At 54.9% G+C, this 18681-nt stretch carries 17 protein-coding genes, 1 riboswitch and 1 other annotated feature; of the genes, 1 reads left to right on the top strand and 16 read right to left on the bottom strand.

What is annotated here, in order from left to right; genetic code table 11:
- Positions 1-10 precede the first annotated feature (10 nt).
- From thpR to recO, 8 genes are all read right to left on the bottom strand, one after another.
- The gene (thpR, locus tag IT084_RS06545; protein WP_313885437.1) at positions 11-589 is read right to left on the bottom strand and encodes an RNA 2',3'-cyclic phosphodiesterase; all 579 of its coding nucleotides are present in this window, start codon (positions 587-589) and stop codon (positions 11-13) included.
- A gap of 132 nt (positions 590-721) precedes the next feature.
- Positions 722-3367, bottom strand: a complete 2646-nt coding sequence (gene ppdK, locus IT084_RS06540) for a pyruvate, phosphate dikinase (protein ID WP_195712048.1) — start codon at positions 3365-3367, stop codon at positions 722-724.
- The gene (locus tag IT084_RS06535) at positions 3357-4202 is read right to left on the bottom strand and encodes a pyruvate, water dikinase regulatory protein (protein ID WP_395879519.1); all 846 of its coding nucleotides are present in this window, start codon (positions 4200-4202) and stop codon (positions 3357-3359) included. The genes ppdK and IT084_RS06535 overlap by 11 nt, the downstream gene beginning before the upstream one ends.
- A gap of 4 nt (positions 4203-4206) precedes the next feature.
- The gene (locus IT084_RS06530) at positions 4207-4848 is read right to left on the bottom strand and encodes a helix-turn-helix transcriptional regulator (protein WP_195712047.1); all 642 of its coding nucleotides are present in this window, start codon (positions 4846-4848) and stop codon (positions 4207-4209) included.
- Between the two features lie 113 nt (positions 4849-4961).
- Complete coding sequence (glyS, locus tag IT084_RS06525) at positions 4962-7046, bottom strand: glycine--tRNA ligase subunit beta (RefSeq protein WP_195712046.1); 2085 nt, start codon at positions 7044-7046, stop codon at positions 4962-4964.
- A gap of 1 nt (position 7047) precedes the next feature.
- Positions 7048-7926, bottom strand: coding sequence for a glycine--tRNA ligase subunit alpha (glyQ, locus tag IT084_RS06520; RefSeq protein WP_195712045.1), 879 nt, complete (start codon positions 7924-7926; stop codon positions 7048-7050).
- A 59-nt stretch (positions 7927-7985) separates the two neighbouring features.
- Positions 7986-8199 (bottom strand) — a binding site (T-box leader).
- A 69-nt stretch (positions 8200-8268) separates the two neighbouring features.
- Entirely contained in the window at positions 8269-8724 is a 456-nt protein-coding gene (locus IT084_RS06515; RefSeq protein ID WP_195712044.1) for a DUF4342 domain-containing protein, read from the bottom strand.
- Between the two features lie 69 nt (positions 8725-8793).
- Positions 8794-9537 (bottom strand): DNA repair protein RecO, encoded by a 744-nt coding sequence (recO, locus tag IT084_RS06510; protein WP_195712043.1) that lies wholly within the window; start codon positions 9535-9537, stop codon positions 8794-8796.
- A 253-nt stretch (positions 9538-9790) separates the two neighbouring features.
- On the opposite strand from recO, the gene IT084_RS06505 reads away from it, so the two are divergent.
- Positions 9791-10348, top strand: a complete 558-nt coding sequence (locus IT084_RS06505) for a UbiX family flavin prenyltransferase (RefSeq protein WP_195712042.1) — start codon at positions 9791-9793, stop codon at positions 10346-10348.
- On the opposite strand, the gene corA is transcribed toward IT084_RS06505, so the two are convergent.
- From corA to yqfD, 8 genes are all read right to left on the bottom strand, one after another.
- Positions 10345-11319 carry a magnesium/cobalt transporter CorA gene (corA, locus tag IT084_RS06500; RefSeq protein ID WP_195712041.1) on the bottom strand — a complete coding sequence of 325 codons (975 nt, stop codon included), beginning with the start codon at positions 11317-11319 and terminating at the stop codon, positions 10345-10347. The genes IT084_RS06505 and corA overlap by 4 nt on opposite strands.
- A gap of 150 nt (positions 11320-11469) precedes the next feature.
- Positions 11470-11640, bottom strand: a riboswitch (M-box (ykoK) riboswitch).
- A gap of 58 nt (positions 11641-11698) precedes the next feature.
- Positions 11699-12595: a GTPase Era gene (gene era, locus IT084_RS06495; RefSeq protein WP_395879515.1), complete on the bottom strand. Its 897-nt coding sequence runs from the start codon at positions 12593-12595 to the stop codon at positions 11699-11701.
- A 294-nt stretch (positions 12596-12889) separates the two neighbouring features.
- On the bottom strand, positions 12890-13309 hold the full coding sequence (locus IT084_RS06490) for a cytidine deaminase (protein ID WP_195712039.1): 420 nt from the start codon (positions 13307-13309) through the stop codon (positions 12890-12892).
- A gap of 6 nt (positions 13310-13315) precedes the next feature.
- Positions 13316-13675, bottom strand: coding sequence for a diacylglycerol kinase (locus tag IT084_RS06485; RefSeq protein ID WP_195712038.1), 360 nt, complete (start codon positions 13673-13675; stop codon positions 13316-13318).
- A gap of 152 nt (positions 13676-13827) precedes the next feature.
- A complete protein-coding gene (ybeY, locus tag IT084_RS06480; protein WP_195712037.1) occupies positions 13828-14280 on the bottom strand; it encodes an rRNA maturation RNase YbeY in 453 nt (150 codons plus the stop codon).
- On the bottom strand, positions 14264-16417 hold the full coding sequence (locus tag IT084_RS06475; protein ID WP_195712036.1) for an HD family phosphohydrolase: 2154 nt from the start codon (positions 16415-16417) through the stop codon (positions 14264-14266). Before IT084_RS06475 ends, ybeY begins: the two co-directional genes overlap by 17 nt.
- A gap of 4 nt (positions 16418-16421) precedes the next feature.
- Entirely contained in the window at positions 16422-17402 is a 981-nt protein-coding gene (locus IT084_RS06470) for a PhoH family protein (RefSeq protein ID WP_195712035.1), read from the bottom strand.
- On the bottom strand, positions 17365-18681 hold the full coding sequence (gene yqfD, locus IT084_RS06465) for a sporulation protein YqfD (RefSeq protein ID WP_195712034.1): 1317 nt from the start codon (positions 18679-18681) through the stop codon (positions 17365-17367). Before yqfD ends, IT084_RS06470 begins: the two co-directional genes overlap by 38 nt.

Here is an 18681-nt window from a genome sequence, read left to right as displayed (position 1 = left end):
CCCAAATAATTTATACCTTTAATAACTTCAATGTGGCCAGCACCGAATACAACGGTCCCGTGCGGGTAAGCCTGCTTTCCACCAGGTCCACGGCGGCAACCCGTACCCTGCCGATTACACCGGATTCCCCGGCGATGGCACGCGCTTTGCTTACCAGTTCCCTGGCGCCCCGGGGCGAGCGCAACCGGCCCAGGGTCAGGTGGGAGGAAAACCGGGCACCCTCGGAAGCGAAACCAAGCCGGGCCATGCTTTCTTCCACCCTGTCGTGAAGGAGGCGGAATTTTTGCACCTCGCCCCGGACGCCGACCCAGATTACCCGGGGGCGTTGCGGGCCCGGGAAAAAGCCGATATCCGCGAATTCCAGGATAAACTCGCCGGAGCCGGCAACAGATTCCTCAACAGCCCGGGTAATATCGTCAATAAGACCGGCCTCCACTTCACCCAGGAATTTTACCGTCAGGTGCAAATTATGCTGTTCCACCCATTTAACATCGGCAGGCACTTCGCGCAACCACGATTGGATACCGAAAAATTTTCTTTTTAATTCATCAGGTAAATTGATAGCCCAAAACAGGCGTTTTTGCTGCACCCGCACACCAGCCCGAATAGAATAAAAATTTGTTTTGTGGGTTACATTTATTTCTATATTTTTTTCCCTATTTCCTGTTTATTAACAAATATTTAATAAAAATTTAAGAGAGGGCGGGATAGCCCTCTCCGCTTACCCGTTTTTAACTTTGGCTTGGGCTGCCGCCAGCCTGGCGACGGGAACCCGGAAAGGCGAGCAACTCACGTAATTCAACCCCACCAGGTGGCAGAACTCTATCGACGACGGTTCACCTCCGTGCTCACCGCAGATGCCGATGAGCATATCGGGGTTAACGCTCCGGCCCAGACGTACCGCCGTTTCCATCAGTTTGCCCACACCCTTGCGGTCCAGAACCATGAAGGGGTTATCGGGGAGTATTTTTTTCTGCACGTATTCCTGCAGGAATTTACCCTCGGCGTCATCCCGGCTGAACCCCAGCGTGGTTTGAGTTAAATCGTTGGTACCGAAGGAGAAGAAATCAGCTTCACCCGCGATTTCATCCGCCAGAAGCGCCGCACGCGGCACTTCGATCATGGTACCCACGGTATATTCAAATTCCACCCCGGTTTCCTGCATCACCTTATCGGCCTCCTGCTCCACCACGCGGCGCAGGAACGCCAGCTCGTTCACCTCAATGACAAGCGGTATCTCCACCTCGGGAATTACGGTGTAGCCTTCCCGCACCAGCCGGGCCACAGCCCGGAAAATCGCCCTGGCCTGCATGGCATACACAGCCGGGAAAGTTATCCCAAGACGGCATCCGCGGTGCCCCAACATGGGGTTGAATTCCGACAGCGCGCGCACCTTTTTTAACAATTCTTCCTGGCGCTGTAGTTCCCCGGGATCGCCGCTGGTGAGGCGCAGCCTGGTGATTTCCACCATTAATTCTTCGGCGTTGGGCAAAAACTCGTGCAACGGCGGGTCAAGTAAACGTATGGTCACCGGCAGGCCTTCCATAGCTTTCAGGATGCCGTAGAAATCTTCCTCCTGCATGGGCAACAGTTTCTCCAGGACCGCGTTTCTTTCTTCGTCGGTGCCGGCCAGGATCATCTGCTGCACAATCGGCAGGCGGTCCTGGGCCATAAACATGTGCTCGGTACGGGTGAGCCCGATACCTTCAGCCCCGAATTCCCGCGCTTTGGCGGCGTCCGCCGGCGTATCGGCGTTGGCCCTAACGCCCAGGGTCCGGATTTCGTCGGCCCATTCCAGCAATTGCTGAAATTCTACGCTCAGTTCGGGGTCGATCATGGGCACCTCGCCCAGAATTACCTGGCCGGTGCCGCCGTCAATGGAAATAATGTCGCCTTTCTTAATGATCAACCCATTAACGGAAAATTCTTCCTTGTCATAGTCGATACGAATGGCCTCGCAACCGCAAACGCACGGCTTGCCCATACCCCTGGCCACCACGGCGGCGTGGCTGGTCATGCCGCCCCGGGAGGTAAGAATGCCCTGGGCTTGTACGATGCCGTGAATATCATCCGGCGTGGTTTCGGTGCGCACCATGATCACTTTGTGGCCTTCCTGGCCCATCTTTTCGGCCTCGTCCGCCTCAAACACCACTTTGCCGCTGGCGGCGCCCGGTGAAGCGGGCAGGCCCCTGGCGATCACCTCCAGCTTGACGTTGGGGTCAATGCGCCGGTGCAAAAGGTGGTCCAGCTGGGCCGCTTCCACCCGCATCACAGCCTCTTCCCGGGTAATCAGCCCCTCGTTCACCATGTCCACGGCGATCTTGATGGCCGCCTGGGCGGTGCGCTTGCCGTTGCGGGTTTGCAGAATGAACAACTTACCCCGCTCAATGGTAAATTCAATGTCCTGCATGTTCCGGTAGTGTTTTTCCAACAACCGGCACGTTTCCACAAACTGCTGGTAGACACCGGGCATTTCTTCCTTGAGGGTGGCAATGGGTTGCGGAGTCCTGATTCCGGCCACCACATCCTCGCCCTGGGCGTTAATCAGGTATTCACCGTAAAGTTCATTGGCGCCGGTGGATGGATTTCTGGTAAAAGCCACCCCGGTGCCGCAATCGTTGCCCAGGTTGCCGAAGGCCATCACCTGGATATTAACCGCGGTGCCCAGATCGTCGGGGATCTTGTTCACCTTGCGGTAAACGATGGCCCGGTCGGTATTCCAGGAGTTAAAAACAGCGTAAATTGCCTTGAACAGCTGCTCCATGGGATCCTGGGGAAACGGGCGTCCGGTTTCCCGTTCAATTAATTTCTTATATTCTTCCACCACAACCTGCCATTGCCCGGCAGTCAACTGGTTGTCGAATTTGACGCCGGCCTGGTCTTTCTGGGTTTCGAGAATACGTTCAAACTTGACATGTTCGATCCCAAGCACCACATCACCGAACATATTTAAAAACCGGCGATAGCAATCCATGGCAAACCGGCGGTCGTTGGCGGCGGCGGCCAGTCCTTCCACGGTATCGTCGTTCAGACCGAGGTTAAGTACGGTATCCATCATTCCGGGCATGGAAATGGGCGCGCCGGAACGCACGCTAACCAGCAGCGGGTTTGCGGGATCGCCAAACCTCTTACCGGTTTTTTCCTCCAATATTTTTATGTACTCGCGCACCTGGTCTTCCAAACCGGGCGGAAACTGTTTTCCTTCCAGGTAAAACTGGTTACAGGCCTCGGTGGTGATAATGATGCCCGGAGGAACGGGTAACCCGATATTGGTCATTTCAGCCAGGTTGGCGCCCTTGCCGCCGAGTTGGTCCTTCATATCCGCACGGCCCTCTTCAAACGTGTAAACCCATTTTTTATCTGCCATGCCTTTCCCCCCTGTAGTATATTTCCAGCACCCTGCTGGCAGTTTCCTCGACTGCCTTGTTGGAAACGTCAATTACCGAGCAGCCGGCTTTTCTCATCACGCTTTCCGCGTATTCAAGCTCTTTTAATATTCTTTCCATGCTGGCGTAATCGGCATTGGAAGTAAGGCCAAGGGACTTCAACCGTTCACGCCTGATTTCGTTCAGCAAACTTGGACGAATGGTCAATCCGATCAACCTGTGCGGGGGCAAACTAAATATTTCCTCGGGCGGGGATACTTCCGGCACCAGCGGTACGTTGGCCGCCTTGATGCGCTTGTGCGCCAGGTACATGCACAGGGGCGTTTTGGAAGTGCGGCTGACGCCAATGACCACAAGATCCGCCCGTACAATACCCCGGGGGTCTTTGCCGTCGTCATATTTCACGGCAAATTCAATGGCTTCCACCTTGCGAAAATATTCCTGGTCCATCTTGCGTACCAGTCCTGGTTCCAGCTTCGGCTGCCGCCCGTTCAGCCTAGTCAGCGCGTCCAACATGGGCGTCATGATATCGACGGTCATAATGTTGTATTTTTCCGCTTCCCTGGTGAGGGCTTCCCTTAGTTCGGGCAGCACCAGCGTATAAGCAATCAAGCTACGATACTGCCTGACCTCTTCCAGGATCTCAGGTATTTCCGAAGGATCGTTGACGTAAGGCACCCGGCGGATTTCCACACCGCCGCTGTTAAACTGGCTGACCGCCGCCCGGGCCACCAGTTCCGCCGTCTCCCCGATGGAATCAGAAATAATAAAAATTACAGTTTTGGACTGAATATTATCCGCGGAAATGGTTACCACCCCCTTAATAATCGCCTTCGCCCAGCTCGACAAAGAGCCTTGTGATATTGGTTTTACTGAAACGTCCGATCACCTCGTAACCGGTGGAACCGTCTTGACCCTTAACCGCCCGCACCACGGGCAGGGCGTCCACTTCGTGGCTGATTAGCTTCCGGGCTGCTTCCAGAACCGATTCATCGGGCTCGGCATAAATAATGTTGGGCATTCTGGTCATAATTACTCCTACGGGAAGTTTATGAATATCCTGCCCCCCGAGGGTGGTTTTTAAGAGATCCTTGCGGGAAATGATCCCCTCCAGGAGACCCCCTTCCCGGACGACAAACAGGGTACCCACGTCTTCGATGAACATGGTGACCACGGCATCATAGACGGTGCACTTTTCCGGTACCACTACGGGCACGGATTTAACCTCACCCACCTGGATGCGATGCAATTTTTCAGCCAGCACCCGCCCGGGCTTTTTTCCACTGTGGAAATAACCCACCCGGGGGCGGGCTTCCAGCATGCCGGACATGGTTAGAATAGCCATGTCCGGCCGCAGGGTGGCCCTGGTGAGGTTCAAACGCTCGGCGATTTGTTCACCGGTGATGGGACCTTCTTTTTTCACAATGTCCAAAATCGCTTTTTGTCTCGGGGTAAGCTGCATATCATCGCTCCTTGGAGAGCAAATATGCTATACTATTTAAACTTGCCTCCACAAATAATATATATTATATGTGAACTGTTAAATTTCCTCCAGCCAATAAAAAATATTTTTACTTATTTTTGTACTACTATTTTACTTAAGTCTGCCACACTACCAATAAATTGGGCAATATTTTTCAGCAGTGCCAACCGGTTATCCCTGACCCGCTCATTTTCCACCATCACCATGACATCCTCGAAAAACCGGTCCACCGGTTTTTGAAGCCCGGCAATCAGGGATAGCGCCGCGGGATAGTCCCGGGCCTCGATCCTTGGCCCGGCGGAGGAGGAAATTTCCCGGTAGGACCGGTATAACCCCTCTTCCGCCGCCGTCTCGAACAGCGCGGGATCCACCCGGCCGTGTCCGGCCTTCCGGCTCAAGTTATGCGCACGGGTGAAAGCCGTAAGCAACGCCTCAAAGGCGGGATCTGCGCGGAATGCTTCCAGCGCCTGCGCCCGCAGCCAGGCGCCGGAAATATCGTCGAAACCGGCGGACAATACGGCATCCACGGTATCGTAGGGCAGCCCCCGGTCCATGAACAGCACGCGCAGGCGCTGGCGGAAAAACTCCTCCAACGCGGCGGTTACCTGTTCCAGCGACAGTTTTAATTCCACCCGTCCCGCGTAACCGTTATATGCCCGCCCGATCATTTCCTTCAGCGACAACACCAGCCCGCCGTCGATAATAATGTGGCAGACCCCCAGGGCCTGGCGCCGGAGCGCGTAAGGGTCCTGGGACCCGGTTGGCTCTATGCCCACGCCGAAGCAACCCACCAGGGTGTCCATCTTGTCGGCAATGCTCAGGACCTTGCCCGGCAACGTGCAAGGCAGCGCGTCCCCCGCAAAGCGGGGCAGATAATGTTCGTAGATGGCCAGGGCCACCCCCTCCGGTTCACCCGAACGGCGGGCGTATTCCCTACCCATGACGCCCTGCAGTTCCGGAAATTCATACACCATGTTGGTGAGCAGGTCCGCCTTGGCCAACCGGGCGGCCCGCAGCGTATCCGCCCGCTGCTTTGCATTCGCCCCCAGGCGGACGGATAAATAGCCGGCCAGCGCAGTTATCCGCTGCACCTTTTCGTACACCGTTCCCAGGCTTTCCTGGAACACTACTTTTTTAAGCCCTTCCACTTTACCTTCCAGGGGGGCCTTGAGGTCTTCCTGCCAGAAAAAGGATGCATCGGCAAGACGGGCCCGGAGCACCTTTTCGTTGCCCGCCCTGACCGTATCAATATTTTCGGAACCGCTGTTACTGACGGCCACGAACCGCGGCAGCAGGCGCCCGTTTGCCCCGCGTACCGGAAAGTAACGCTGGTGCTCCCGCATGGGCGTAATCAGCACTTCCTCGGGCATTTCCAGGTACCTTTCGTCGAAACTGCCGCAAAGCGCGGTGGGAAATTCCACCAGATTGGCAACCTCATCCAGCAGGTCCTCATCAATTTCCGCCTCGCCCCCTTCCCGGGCTGCTGCTTCATTAACCTGCTTAAGGATCATATCCCGGCGTTCGGCCACATCAACCACCACAAAGGCCTTTCGCATTACGTCGAAGTAATCACCGGCCCGCGTAATTTCCAGCCTGCCGCCGCCGAGAAAACGGTGGCCGTATGTAAATCGCCCGGATTCCAGGCCCGCCAGCGTGAACGGCACCACATCATCGCCGTAAAGGCAAGCCAGCCACCGGATGGGCCGGGCGAAACGCACCTCCAGATTGCCCCAGCGCATGGGCTTGGGAAAGTGCAGGCCCTCGATCAACGCCGGGGCGACTTCGGGCAGCACCTCTGCAGCGGGTCTTCCCTCTTCCTTTTTCAGGGCAAAAACATATTCAACGGGGCCGATCGACCGGCGCACCAAGTCCTCCACCTTGACTCCCTGGCTTTTGGCAAAGCCCAAGGCAGCGCGGGTCGGTTCGCCCCCGGAGTTATAAGCCACTTTTACCGCCGGGCCCTTGACCTCCTGGACCAGCGCTTCCTGCTTTTCCGCCACCCCGCGGGCCAACACAGTAATCCTGCGGGGGGTACCACAGCAAATAATATCTTCGTAAGCCAGCCTGTTTTCCCGCAGAGCTTTCGCTGCCAACTCCTGTAGCTGCTCCAGCGCCGGAACCAGAAAACGGGCCGGTAATTCTTCTACGCCAATTTCCAGCAAAAAATCCTTCGCCATATCAGGCACCCTCCTTTTTTAACAGGGGATAACCCATTTGTTCCCGTTGCTCCACGTATTTTTCCGCGCAGATCCTGGCCAGGTTGCGCACCCGGTGGATAAAACCGGTGCGCTCGGTAACGCTGATGGCGCCCCGGGCGTCCAGTAAATTAAAGGTATGGGAACACTTCAAAACATAATCGTAAGCGGGCAGTACCAGGCCTTTTTCGGCCACCCGGGAGGCTTCCCGCTCGTACATATCGAACAGCTTGAACAGCATACCGGTGTCGGCTTCTTCAAAATTATAGTGGGAATGTTCCACCTCGCCGCGGTGGTGCACGTCACCATAAGTTACACCGTTAACCCATTCGATATCGAAAACATTGTCCTTTTCCTGTATGTACATGGCCAGGCGTTCCAGGCCGTAAGTGATTTCGGCGCTCACCGGCCGGCAGTCGATGCCGCCGCACTGCTGAAAATAAGTGAACTGGGTGATTTCCATGCCGTCCAGCCAAACCTCCCAGCCCAGCCCCCAGGCGCCCAGAGTGGGCGACTCCCAGTTGTCCTCGACGAAGCGGATATCGTGCTTGCTAGGGTCAATGCCGATGGCTTTCAGGCTGTCCAGATAAACGTCCAGCACATCATCGGGCGACGGCTTCAGGATAACCTGGTACTGGTAATAGTGCTGGAGGCGGTTGGGATTCTCCCCGTACCTCCCGTCGGTGGGCCGCCGGGAAGGCTCCACGTAAGCCACCCGCCAGGGTTCTGGACCCAGCGCCCGCAGGAACGTGGCGGGATTCATCGTCCCGGCACCCTTTTCCACGTCGTAAGGCTGCTGAATAATGCAATTTTGCCCGGCCCAAAAAGTATTCAAGGCCAAAATCAATTCCTGGAAATTCAAATTGTTCTACCTCCTTTGACAAACCCGTAAAATATTAAAACCTCCCGGCCCTGTAATAGCACAGGGACGGGAGGCGTTTTCCCGCGGTTCCACCCTATTTGACCGCCCCGGCGGCGGCCCACCTCTTTTGGAATGCAGGCTTTACTCATCGCCACGGGCGACTTTCCTCCTGCAGCTCCGGAACCCCCTTCACTAAAATGTCCCGCCGGCTCGCACCACCCGCCAGCTCTCTGTAGCACCCATTTTAGCTACTCTTTCCGTCATTGCCCATAGCCGTATGGAATTTTGCTTTGCCAAAACAAATTTATCAAATTTAACCGGCAAAGTCAATCAGCTTTATCATCATTGCAGGGGCTCGCTGTTAAAGGTAAAAGCCCCGCTTTCCTCGCCGGGTTTATCAACTTTATCCGTTTTATCCCGGCGTTCGATTTCCAGAGTATATTTTTTGGCCATGGCCGCTACCGTGCCCAGGGCCCCCAGCACCGCCAGTTCACTGCTCGCCAGCGCCGCCAATAGCCCAACAGCGCCCACCGACGCCGGCACTTCGAAAACGGTACGATCCCCGTGCTTTACCTTGATCCTGGTCTCCTGCCCCCGCTGCAACAGCAACTTGATATTTTCAAGGACATCCTGCCCCTTGGACTGTAATTTTTCGGTAAATTGCTGCTCCTTTTCCTCCAGGTTGATTAAGGCCTGGATGACATCCCCGCCGGCGTCGTCAAGGGCTTTTTTTGCTTCCCGGTAGGAAATTCCGGTACGGGTCCTAATTGCATCAATTTTTTCCAGTTCACTGTTCATTGGTTATCCCCCTTTGCTTATTGCCTTGAGGATAATTTAACCTTTTGGGGCACTTGTTTATACATATTATTATATTTGCACCTGTTCCATAAACTGCAGGGACCTGGGGCGTCCCTCCATGTGCCATTGCAGGTACTCGCGCATAATCACCTTCATTTCCCCCCTGGCCTGTTGTGAAACGCGCAACCGGTCAATCTTGAACGGGTCCCAGCCCGGCAACAACTTCATTACCGACACCGTCTCCCCGCCGCAGGGGACTCCCCGCGTCCCGGAAAAACAGCCGGGGCAAACCAGCCCGCCCGCTTCCGGGCTAAACCGGGCGACGGGGTTAATAGCTCCGCTCCCGCAGTTGACACAACCATCCAGATATGGCTGGTACCCCAGCAGGGATAATAGCCGCAATTCAAACCCGCGGGCCACCAGTTCCAGGTCAGCGGTTCCTTCCATCGCCTTTAAGGTGTGCAGCAGCAGTTCAAATACAGCCTGGTTGGGCTCCCCGTCCGCCGTCAACCCGTCCACCAGCTCAACAACATGACCGGCGTAGCTCATCCGGTCCAAATCCTCCCACAACCCGGGGAATATTTCCAGGCCCTCGCATTGTTCAACACTGTCCAATTCCCGTCCCCGGCGCAGTAATAATTCGCTGTGGCAAAAGGGCTGCACCGCCCCCCGCTTACGGCTGGTGGGCTTGGCGGCCCCGTGAGCCACAACCTTGATTTTCCCTTTCTCCCTGGAAAAAAGGGTCAGGAGGCGGTGAGCGTCGCGCATTTGCCGCGAATTGAGCACCACGGCACGAACTCTATAAAGCTTCATAAACCTGCTCCTTCTTCCAACCCGTGCCTCGCGGACCGCAGTAACGGCATCGGCGGCCCGCCGGCCAACCGGATACAAGATGAAACTTAAATAATGACTCAAAAAACCCGTTTATGACAGGGGGAATTATCGAGCATTTTGTAGAAACAACAATCATGGAATTATAGTTGTTCCGGTTTGCTTAAATCAGCCGTTTTTTTCGCAAGCAGCGGGTTATAAATAAGATGGGATCAACCGAAGAGGGGGATAAACAATGCGCGTTGTTATGGCAATTACCGGCGCCACCGGTGCAGTTTACGGCATTACCCTGCTCCGCGAACTGGCCCGGGCCGGCGTGGAAACCCACCTTGTGTACAGCAAGTGGGCCCGGCGCACCATTGAACTGGAAACCGGTTACAAGGCCGGCGCCATCGATGCCCTGGCCGCACGCGTTTACAATGAGGATGATCTGGCCGCTCCCATTTCCAGCGGGTCATTTAAACACGAGGGGATGGTCATCGCCCCCTGCAGCATGAAAACGCTTTCCGCCCTGGCCGCCGGCTATGCCGATAACCTGATCAGCCGTGCCGCCGATGTTACCTTGAAGGAGAAACGCCGCCTGGTGCTGCTGCCCCGGGAAACCCCCCTGCACGAAATCCACCTGGAAAACATGCTCAGGCTTGCCCGGGCGGGGGCGGTGATTATGCCGCCGGTACCCGCTTTTTATCACCGCCCGACCACGATTACCGACCTGGTGCTACAGACCGTGGGCCGGGTAATGGACCTGTTGAATATCGAAAACAACCTGGCGCCCCGCTGGCAGGGTGGTTAAATCCACCTTTTTAGCCTAAAGACCACAAACATCCACAAGGTTATACCAAGCAAACCCGCGGTAATAACAATAGTGGACCATACGCTTTCCTGCTCGGGCAGGGGCACATTCATCCCGAAAAATCCGGTCACGAAAGTAAGCGGCATAAAAACAGTGGAAATAACCGTCAACACCCGCATGGTTTCGTTGGTACGCGCGCTGATAATGGAGTAATAGGTTTCCAGCGCGCCGTCAAGCAAATCCCGAAAGCTATCGACCGAGTCGGCAATCCGCTCGATATGGTCCACCAAATCCAGGTAATAAGGTTCGCTTTCTTTGGATATCTGAACCATGAACTGCCCGTTCATGCCGGAAAACATCCGCTTTTGGGGCTGAATGGCCCGCCGCATAGCAAGAATGGTCCTTTTCAGTGCCAGGAATTCTTCTGTAATTTCCTTGCTGGGCTGCTCATATAGCTGGTCCTCCAGCTCATCCACCCGCTGATCGATCCGGTCCAAGATCGGAAAATATTCGTCGGTAATACCGTCCAGGATATGGTATAGAAACATCTCCGGCCCGTCCTGCATGTAAGTAGTATTATTGGACAAGCATTCCCGGGCCAGCCGGCCCAGAGTGGGCAGGTTTCTCCGGTGAACGGTAACCACATAATTGGAACTTAAAAAAACGTTCAATTGCTCGGGAGTAATTTCCTCGTCGCTGTCCTCCTTGTAACGAAGGGCGTGCAGCATAAAAAAATAATACTTGTCGTAGGCATCCACCTTGGCCCGGGGGCTGTGCTGCAAGCAGTCTTCAACGGCCAGGTAGTGGAAATCGAAAATATTGGCCAGATACTTTAATTCCCCGTCATCTTTAAAATCATATAGATCCACCCAGAGCAGGTCGTCCTCGTGCTGAATCAGGTCCTTTCGCGTCAGATCCACGTCATGCAGTAACCGTCTCCGGGTGGCGTCATAAAAGTAAGTTTTGATCATTCGGGCCACCTCCACGGAAGTAATATCTAATTATCAAGTTTATCAAGATTAGCCTTCGTCGTCGGTGCGGGCTCTCTTCCATGCAGGCCACCCCCTTAAAATCAATATAAAAGGTCTTCAAGCGCTCATGAAGACCAATAATTAATTATCCGCCTTCTTCAATCGTACAAGCTTTGACTCTGTATAGCTAGAGAAAGTCGCATTCCCAGCCGCGTTAGGTAGAACCTTAATTCGGCAATACCAGTTAACCCGTTACTGTCTCTCGACATTTCCGGGCAGCGGCCTGTGTCCATACAGTAGCCTCACCTAACGAAGAACATATTCAATTTATGTTACATGTATATATTATTACTTAACTTCCGCCGCTGTCAAACGTTGTTTATTCCTCAATGAGACCAAAATTGCGCATGTGGACTTCCCGGTTGCGCCAGTCCTTTTTCACCTTGACCCAGAGCTCTAGAAAAATTTTGGAGCCCAGCAGCGCTTCCATCTCTTCCCGGGCCAGTTTACCCACCTGCTTGAGCATCTGGCCGCCCTTGCCGATCAAGATGCCTTTCTGGCTATCCCGTTCGGTGTAAATGACCGCCCGCACCGCCACCAGGTTTTCCGACCTTTTTTCCACGGATTCCACTACAACGGCAACGGAGTGCGGCACTTCCTGGCTGGTCAGGTGCAGCACCTTTTCCCGGATCAACTCGGCCATGATAAACCGCTCGGGCCGGTCCACGATCATGTCGTCCGGGTAATATTGGGGTCCTTCGGGCAGGTAGCCGATAATCACTTCGATCAGCCGCTCCACGTTTTCCCCGGTCAGCGCCGACACGGGTATTATTTCATCAAAGCTGTGGAGTTGCCGGAACGCTTCAATTATGGGCGGCAGTTCCCCGGGTTTGACCAGGTCAATTTTGTTGATCACCAGCAATACCGGCCCGGTGACTTTCTTTACCTGTTCCACAATATAGCGGTCACCCGGCCCGGGCATGGCGGCCTCCACCAGGAGCAGCACAACATCCACTTCCCGCAGTGTGTTCAGGGCCACCTCGATCATATGCTCCCCTAATTTGTGTTTGGGCTTGTGGATACCGGGCGTATCGATAAAGATTACCTGGTAACCGGGCCCGGTAAGCACAGCCTGAATTTTATGTCTGGTGGTTTGCGGTTTGTCGGACATGATGACCACCTTCCGGCCCATCATCCTGTTCAGCAGGGTGGATTTGCCCACGTTGGTCCGACCCGTAATGGTTACAAAACCGGATTTGAAACCAGTTTCGTTCACATTTGCCTCCTCCCGCAATTTTACTTTGCCTCCACTCATTCCGGAAAGCCGCCGGATCGCCCTGCAACTCATTGTTTGTAATTGGGCGCTCCGGCGGTTTCTTCCATTCGTTTCGCAATTTTACCTTTGCGGCTGGAGCAGCTTTTAGTCTACGCTTGCGGCAACTGCCAGCCTACTTCTTTACGCCCTAAGAGGTCATGGCTTTCGGGCTATGACGGGCTAAGGACCGCATTCAGTGCTCCACTCATTCCAGAAAGCCGCCGGATCGCCCTGCCAAGTATACGGTTTTTCCGCCTATCTGCCCGTGCCGCGGCCGGCGGCGGGAGCATTGGTACCCAGAGTAAAAGCCCCCGGCAGCAGCTCGGCCACGGTGGTCTCCCTGTAATCGCCGTGCCGGTTGGCCAGGTAGACCCTGGTATTGCCGCCGAACTCGGCCAGCACCTGGCGGCAGGCTCCGCAGGGGCTGCAGTAATCGTCCGTACCGGCGACCACCGCGATGGCCTGAAAGGAGCACTTGCCCCGGGCCACGGCGGTAAACAGCGCCACCCGCTCGGCGCATACCGTCAACCCGTACGAGGCGTTTTCCACGTTGCAGCCCGTAAAAACCTGGCCGTCGCCGGTTAAAAGGGCCGCGCCCACCGCGAAACCGGAATAGGGAACATACGCATTTTTCCTGGCTTCCTGCGCCCTGGCAATCAGTTCTTCCGGCGTCACCAAACATCACCTCACCATGTGGATCAGGCGGGGCCAGATCAAAAAATAAGCCACCGCCAGTGCGTTAAGTGCGGTAAGCAACACCGCGCCGGCAGCCAAGTCCTTGGCTGCTTTAGCCAGCGGATGCCGGTCGGGCGTAAATAGATCCACCGCCGCTTCCAGGGCGGTGTTTAACATTTCGGCAGCCAGCACCATAAAAACGGCCACGGAAACAACGGCCAGTTCCACAGGGGGTAGCCCAAGGTACAGGCAAACCAGGGACACCAGCACCGCCGCCGCCAGGTGTATTTTCATGTTGCGCTGGGTCCTGACGGCGTAACCGATTCCGGCAAGGGCCCAGCCGAAAGACCGTACCAGCCGCAACATTATCATCCTTCCCTAGAATTACCGCACCGTTGATTTGCCGGCTTCAGCGCCAGGCGCACCGGTGGATTGCCCTGGTTATTACTTGGCTTTTAAGCAACAACCACGCCAACCCCGCTTCTATTCACCGGTGTTCGAAATCCGGCAACCGGCCACTACTTAAGCACCTGGCCAAGTATCTTTTCTTCCTTTGCCCGCATCGCTTTTTTACCGGTCTCGTCCATGTGGTCGTACCCCAGCAGGTGCAAAACCCCATGCACCGTAAGATAAGCAACTTCCCGCTCAAAACCGTGCCCAAATTCCCGGGCCTGGCGGCGGGCAGTTTCCAGGGAGATTACAATATCTCCCAACACCGGTTCGGCCTCGTCGCCGGGCAATTGTTCACCCTCCAGCATGGCAAAACTGAGCACGTCCGTGGGGCCGTCAATATTGCGGTATTGCTTATTTAGCTCGGCCATGTAAGCGTCATCAACGAAAACCAGGCTCACCTCGGCCTCTTTGGCCATGCCTTCTTCAACCAGCGCCGCCTCGATCACTCCCGTAAGCATTTGTACGAGGTCATCATCAACCGGCACCCGGTCCTGTAAATTACTAACGAGCACTGGCACGTCTAGTCTTTCTCCTTTCCATCTCCCTGGTTACGTCCGGATATTCAATCCGGTTGTGGAATATCCCGGACAGTACCCGGATAAAAGCGCCGGCGATGTTGTCCAGGTCCTTCAAAGTGAGATCGCTTTCATCCAGCTGTCCGTCCATAAGCTTGTCCTTGATAATTTTGCGAACGAGACCCTCCACGCGACCGGGAGTCCGGTTCTGCAGCGACCTGACCGCCGCCTCCACAGCGTCGGCCAGCATTACGATGGCCGCTTCCTTGGTCTGCGGTTTTGGCCCTTCGTACCTGAAATCGTCCTCGGTTATATTTTCGTTTTTATTTCCCTCCACGGCCTTGTGGTAAAAAAAACTACACAGGCTGTCACCGTGGTGCTGTTCAATTATCTCAACTATCCCCTGGGGCAGCTTGTGCTCCCGGGCCAGTTCCACCCCGTCCTTGACGTGGGAGGTCAGAATCAAGGTGCTTAAGGTAGGAGCTATTTTATCATGAGGGTTGTCCCCCATTTGGTTTTCAATAAAAAAGTAGGGGCGTTTCATTTTACCAATATCATGATAATAGGCAGCCACTCTCACCAGTAGCGAGTCGCCGCCCACGGCGTCCGCCGCCGCCTCGGCCAGGTTGCCCACCAGCAGGCTGTGGTGGTATGTGCCCGGCGCCTCGATCTGCAAGCGGCGCAGTAGCGGGTTGCCCGGGTTGGACAGCTCCAGCAGGCGCACCGACGAAGTGATACCGAAGGCGCTTTCCAGGTAGGGAACGGCCCCGTTGGTTAATATGGACGAAAGAATTCCATTGACCGACCCCAAAATCAGGCTCGAGGTTATAGTCAACCCGATGGGCGTGTCGCTCACCAGCCCCATGGCGAAAATAACCAGAATGTTGGCAGCCCCGGTATAAAACCCCGCCCGGGCCAGGTCGCTGCGCTGGCTAAGCTTGCTCACCGCATAAACGCCGGTAATACCGCCAATCAACCCCACCACGGCGAAACGGATTTGCCCCCCTGTCATCAGGCCCAGCAGGAAGCTCATCACCGCCACCACCAGCACGGCCAGCCGGGAATCCAGCAAAATAGCGATCAGCATGCCCGCCGCCGCCATGGGTGCAAGGTAACCGAACAGGGCGCCGAATTCGGGCCACTGGGAGATGTTGATGGCGATAATGGCCTTGGAAACCCCCAATACGCCCAGCACGATAATGCCCAGCAGGTACAAGTGTCCGGCATTCCTGTAAATCTCCCTGTTCTGCTGGTACAGGTAGAACAATACCACCACCATTAACAGGCTTACCAAAAGCGCCGAGCCCAAAATGGACGACACCGGCAAAATGGGACGGGACAACCCCAGTGCCTCCAGCTTGGCAATATGCTCTTCGGTAACTATTTCACCCTCACCAATAATTTTTTCCCTTTCCTTGATAGAAACCATCACCGGTGGCACCGCTTCCCGGGCTTCCTGTTGCATCCGGCGGGTCTGTTCCAAATCGACAAATTTGTTGGGTCGTAAATAATACCGCACAATTTCCGTGGCTAGAAGGTTGTAAGGGCTATCCAGCCTCAGGTCGGCAATTTTGCCCAACAGCCTGTCTTCCACTTCCTTGATGTTTTCCTGGGTCACTCCGTCCGGTGCTTCCATGGCCTGGACGATCATCCCGTTTACGGCCGTTTTCATGTTGTTTAAACCTTCGCCGCCGGAACGTGCCAGCGCTTTCAGGGTGTCGTCTGAAACATAAAAAGGAATAACCTCTTTCAAGCGCTCAATCTTTTGACTTTCATCCAGTTCCTGGTCGGACTGGATTTTAGCTATGGCATCGACCAGCGCGGATATGTTTTGCTGCACATCAACGCTTACGCGCGGATCGGTGATATACTTTTTGGGTACCTGGCTGGCGGCCAGTTCCCGCGCTTCCTCGGTTTTGGCCTTGTCCTCGAAGATGACGCTGCGCGGGGCATAAACATCGATGGGGGAAACCTGTCCCACCACCAGGTTAACCTTTTGGGGCATCAATTCAACAGAAATCAGCAGGGTAAGAGCCCAAAAAAATACAACTGCGGCCAACCCCCTGCGAACTTTCCTTTTCCCGGCCAAACTGCTGAAAAAGTCAAATAGTTTTGCCCTGACCTTAATTAGAGGAAGCATTTAATCACCCCTCTTGACGACCAGCGGATGCGTCTCTCTCCTCGTAAGCCCTGACAATTTTCTGTACCAGGGGGTGCCTGACAATATCATCGCCCGTAAAATAATGAAATGAAATACCCTCGATGCCGTCTAAAACCTGCAGTGCATGCACCAACCCGGATTGCTGCCCCTTGGGCAGGTCCACCTGGGTTATGTCTCCCGTGATTACGGCCCTTGATCCAAAGCCGAGCCGGGTCAGGAACATTTTCATCTGTTCCGGAGTGGTATTCTGAGCCTCATCAAGGATGACAAAGGAATCGTCCAGCGTTCTCCCCCTCATGTAAGCCAGGGGAGCGATTTCAATCACCTGCCGCTCCAGATATTTTTGTGTGTTTTCAAAACCCAGCACGTCGTAAAGGCTGTCATACAGCGGGCGCAGGTAGGGATCAACTTTTTCCTGCAGGTCGCCGGGTAAAAACCCCAGCTTCTCTCCCGCCTCCACCGCCGGCCGGGTCAATACGATCCTGTTCACGTTACGGTTGCGCAATGACCTGATGGCCATGACGACCGCCAGGTATGTCTTACCGGTCCCCGCAGGTCCCACGGCAAACACGATGTCATATTTCTGCAACGCCTCAATGTATTTCTGCTGGCTAATGGTTTTAGGTTTAATTTTTTTCCCCCGCGGCGTCACCAAAACGACATCCCGGGCCAGGCCCGAAAGCGCACCGGGTTTTCCGGCCTTGACGGCTTTGATGGTATAATTGATCTCGTGCGCCGTCAAGCGGTTGCCGGCCCGGTAAAATTCCTGTAGTTGACCGATTATCTCCCGCGCTTTCTCCACCTGCTCCCGGCTGCCGATAATAATTAATTCCTCCCCACGGGCCACCATTTTAACCCCCAGCGAACTTTCCATCAAGGATAGATTTTCATCATGCTTGCCGAATATTTCCACGGCAGCCCCGATATCATCCATGATTACCCGCGCTTCCACGTTTTCCGCCAACTAAGCCGGAACCTCCTCTATCAAACTGGTGGGGTTTTTCAACTCCAATTTCCTCAAGCGTTTCAACTATTGCCCTGACACGAACGATATCCTCGGGTTCCGCAGTTTCCACCACCTGCACCCTCTGGTCCAAAATCCTGGCACTTTTGGGAATTTGCTTTTTGATGCCGGTTAGAGCCCGTTTGCCGGCCATGCGGCGGGCTTCGGCCCGGCTGTATGTCCTGCTGTAAGGCTCTTTTTCAAAGTATTTAACTGTTATAAATTCGACGGGTATATTTATATTCCTCCAAGCGGGTATTCTTTTGACATCCGTCCGGGCACCGTAAAACTTGTAGGGCACTTGCCCCGGCCCCATTAAAATTATTTCCTTTGCCCCGATTTTAATGCAAAGTTTGGTAATTTCCCGCCCCGTCAACACGGTACCCTTTTCCACCAGTTTCATTTCCCCGTAGCCCTCGTACCAAACCCTGGCCCTGACAATCCCCCGGGCGTGCACGTATTGTACCGGTTCTTGTTTGTCTTCCGGTTCTTCGCCGGCCTCTTCCTTCTGCTCCCCACCTTCATTCTCATAAAAGTTTTCAGGCGGCGGTATGGCCGCCGAGATCAAGACCTGGCCCGCGGTAACCGTATCTCCCTCACTGATCACCGGGTGGCCGCTCAACACCAGGATTTCTTTGATCAGGCCATCTTTGGCGGCCACAACGTCCACCTTTTGTTCCCCGCCGCTGTCCGGCGGCAGCACCTTTTCCACCACCTCGATGCGCACCCTTGTCCCATCAACCTGCATGCCAACCCAGGACAAACCGGGTACCTGTCGCGCGATATTCGCCTCCATTTCCGCCGTATCAAGAGACCATTTGGGTACACCGCGGTATAAACCCGCCCGGCGGGCGGCCTGTTCAATCGCTTCGGTTTCCACGCGCTTGTTGCCGGTCACCTCGATAAACCATACAAACGTCGACAACAGGTAAAGAGTAACAACAAAAACCAGCGCACCGGCCAGTAAAGCCTTGCGCCTGCTCAGCCTGCTAATTAAAAATGGCAAACCCGCCCGGCCCGTGATTTTAAAGCGGCAGCGCGTCATCCGGGCCACGTGGCGCAGGGGTTGTACACCGCTCAGACGCACCTTGAGGGCTACCCGGTTCGCGCCCGTAGCGGTAATGCCCCATAAAAAAATACCCCGGGCGGTGGCCATATTGATGAATTTCTCCAGGCATTCCTCCGGCACCGTAATCGTTACGTACCCGCAAAGAAAGGACAAAATTTTAAACAGCAACAT

The sequence above is a fragment of the Desulfallas sp. Bu1-1 genome, assembly GCF_015594625.1.
GTDB lineage: Bacteria > Bacillota > Desulfotomaculia > Desulfotomaculales > Desulfallaceae > JADNRQ01.
The sequence above is the reverse complement of the archived record's forward strand: the minus strand, read 5'-3'. Positions and strand labels throughout refer to the sequence as shown.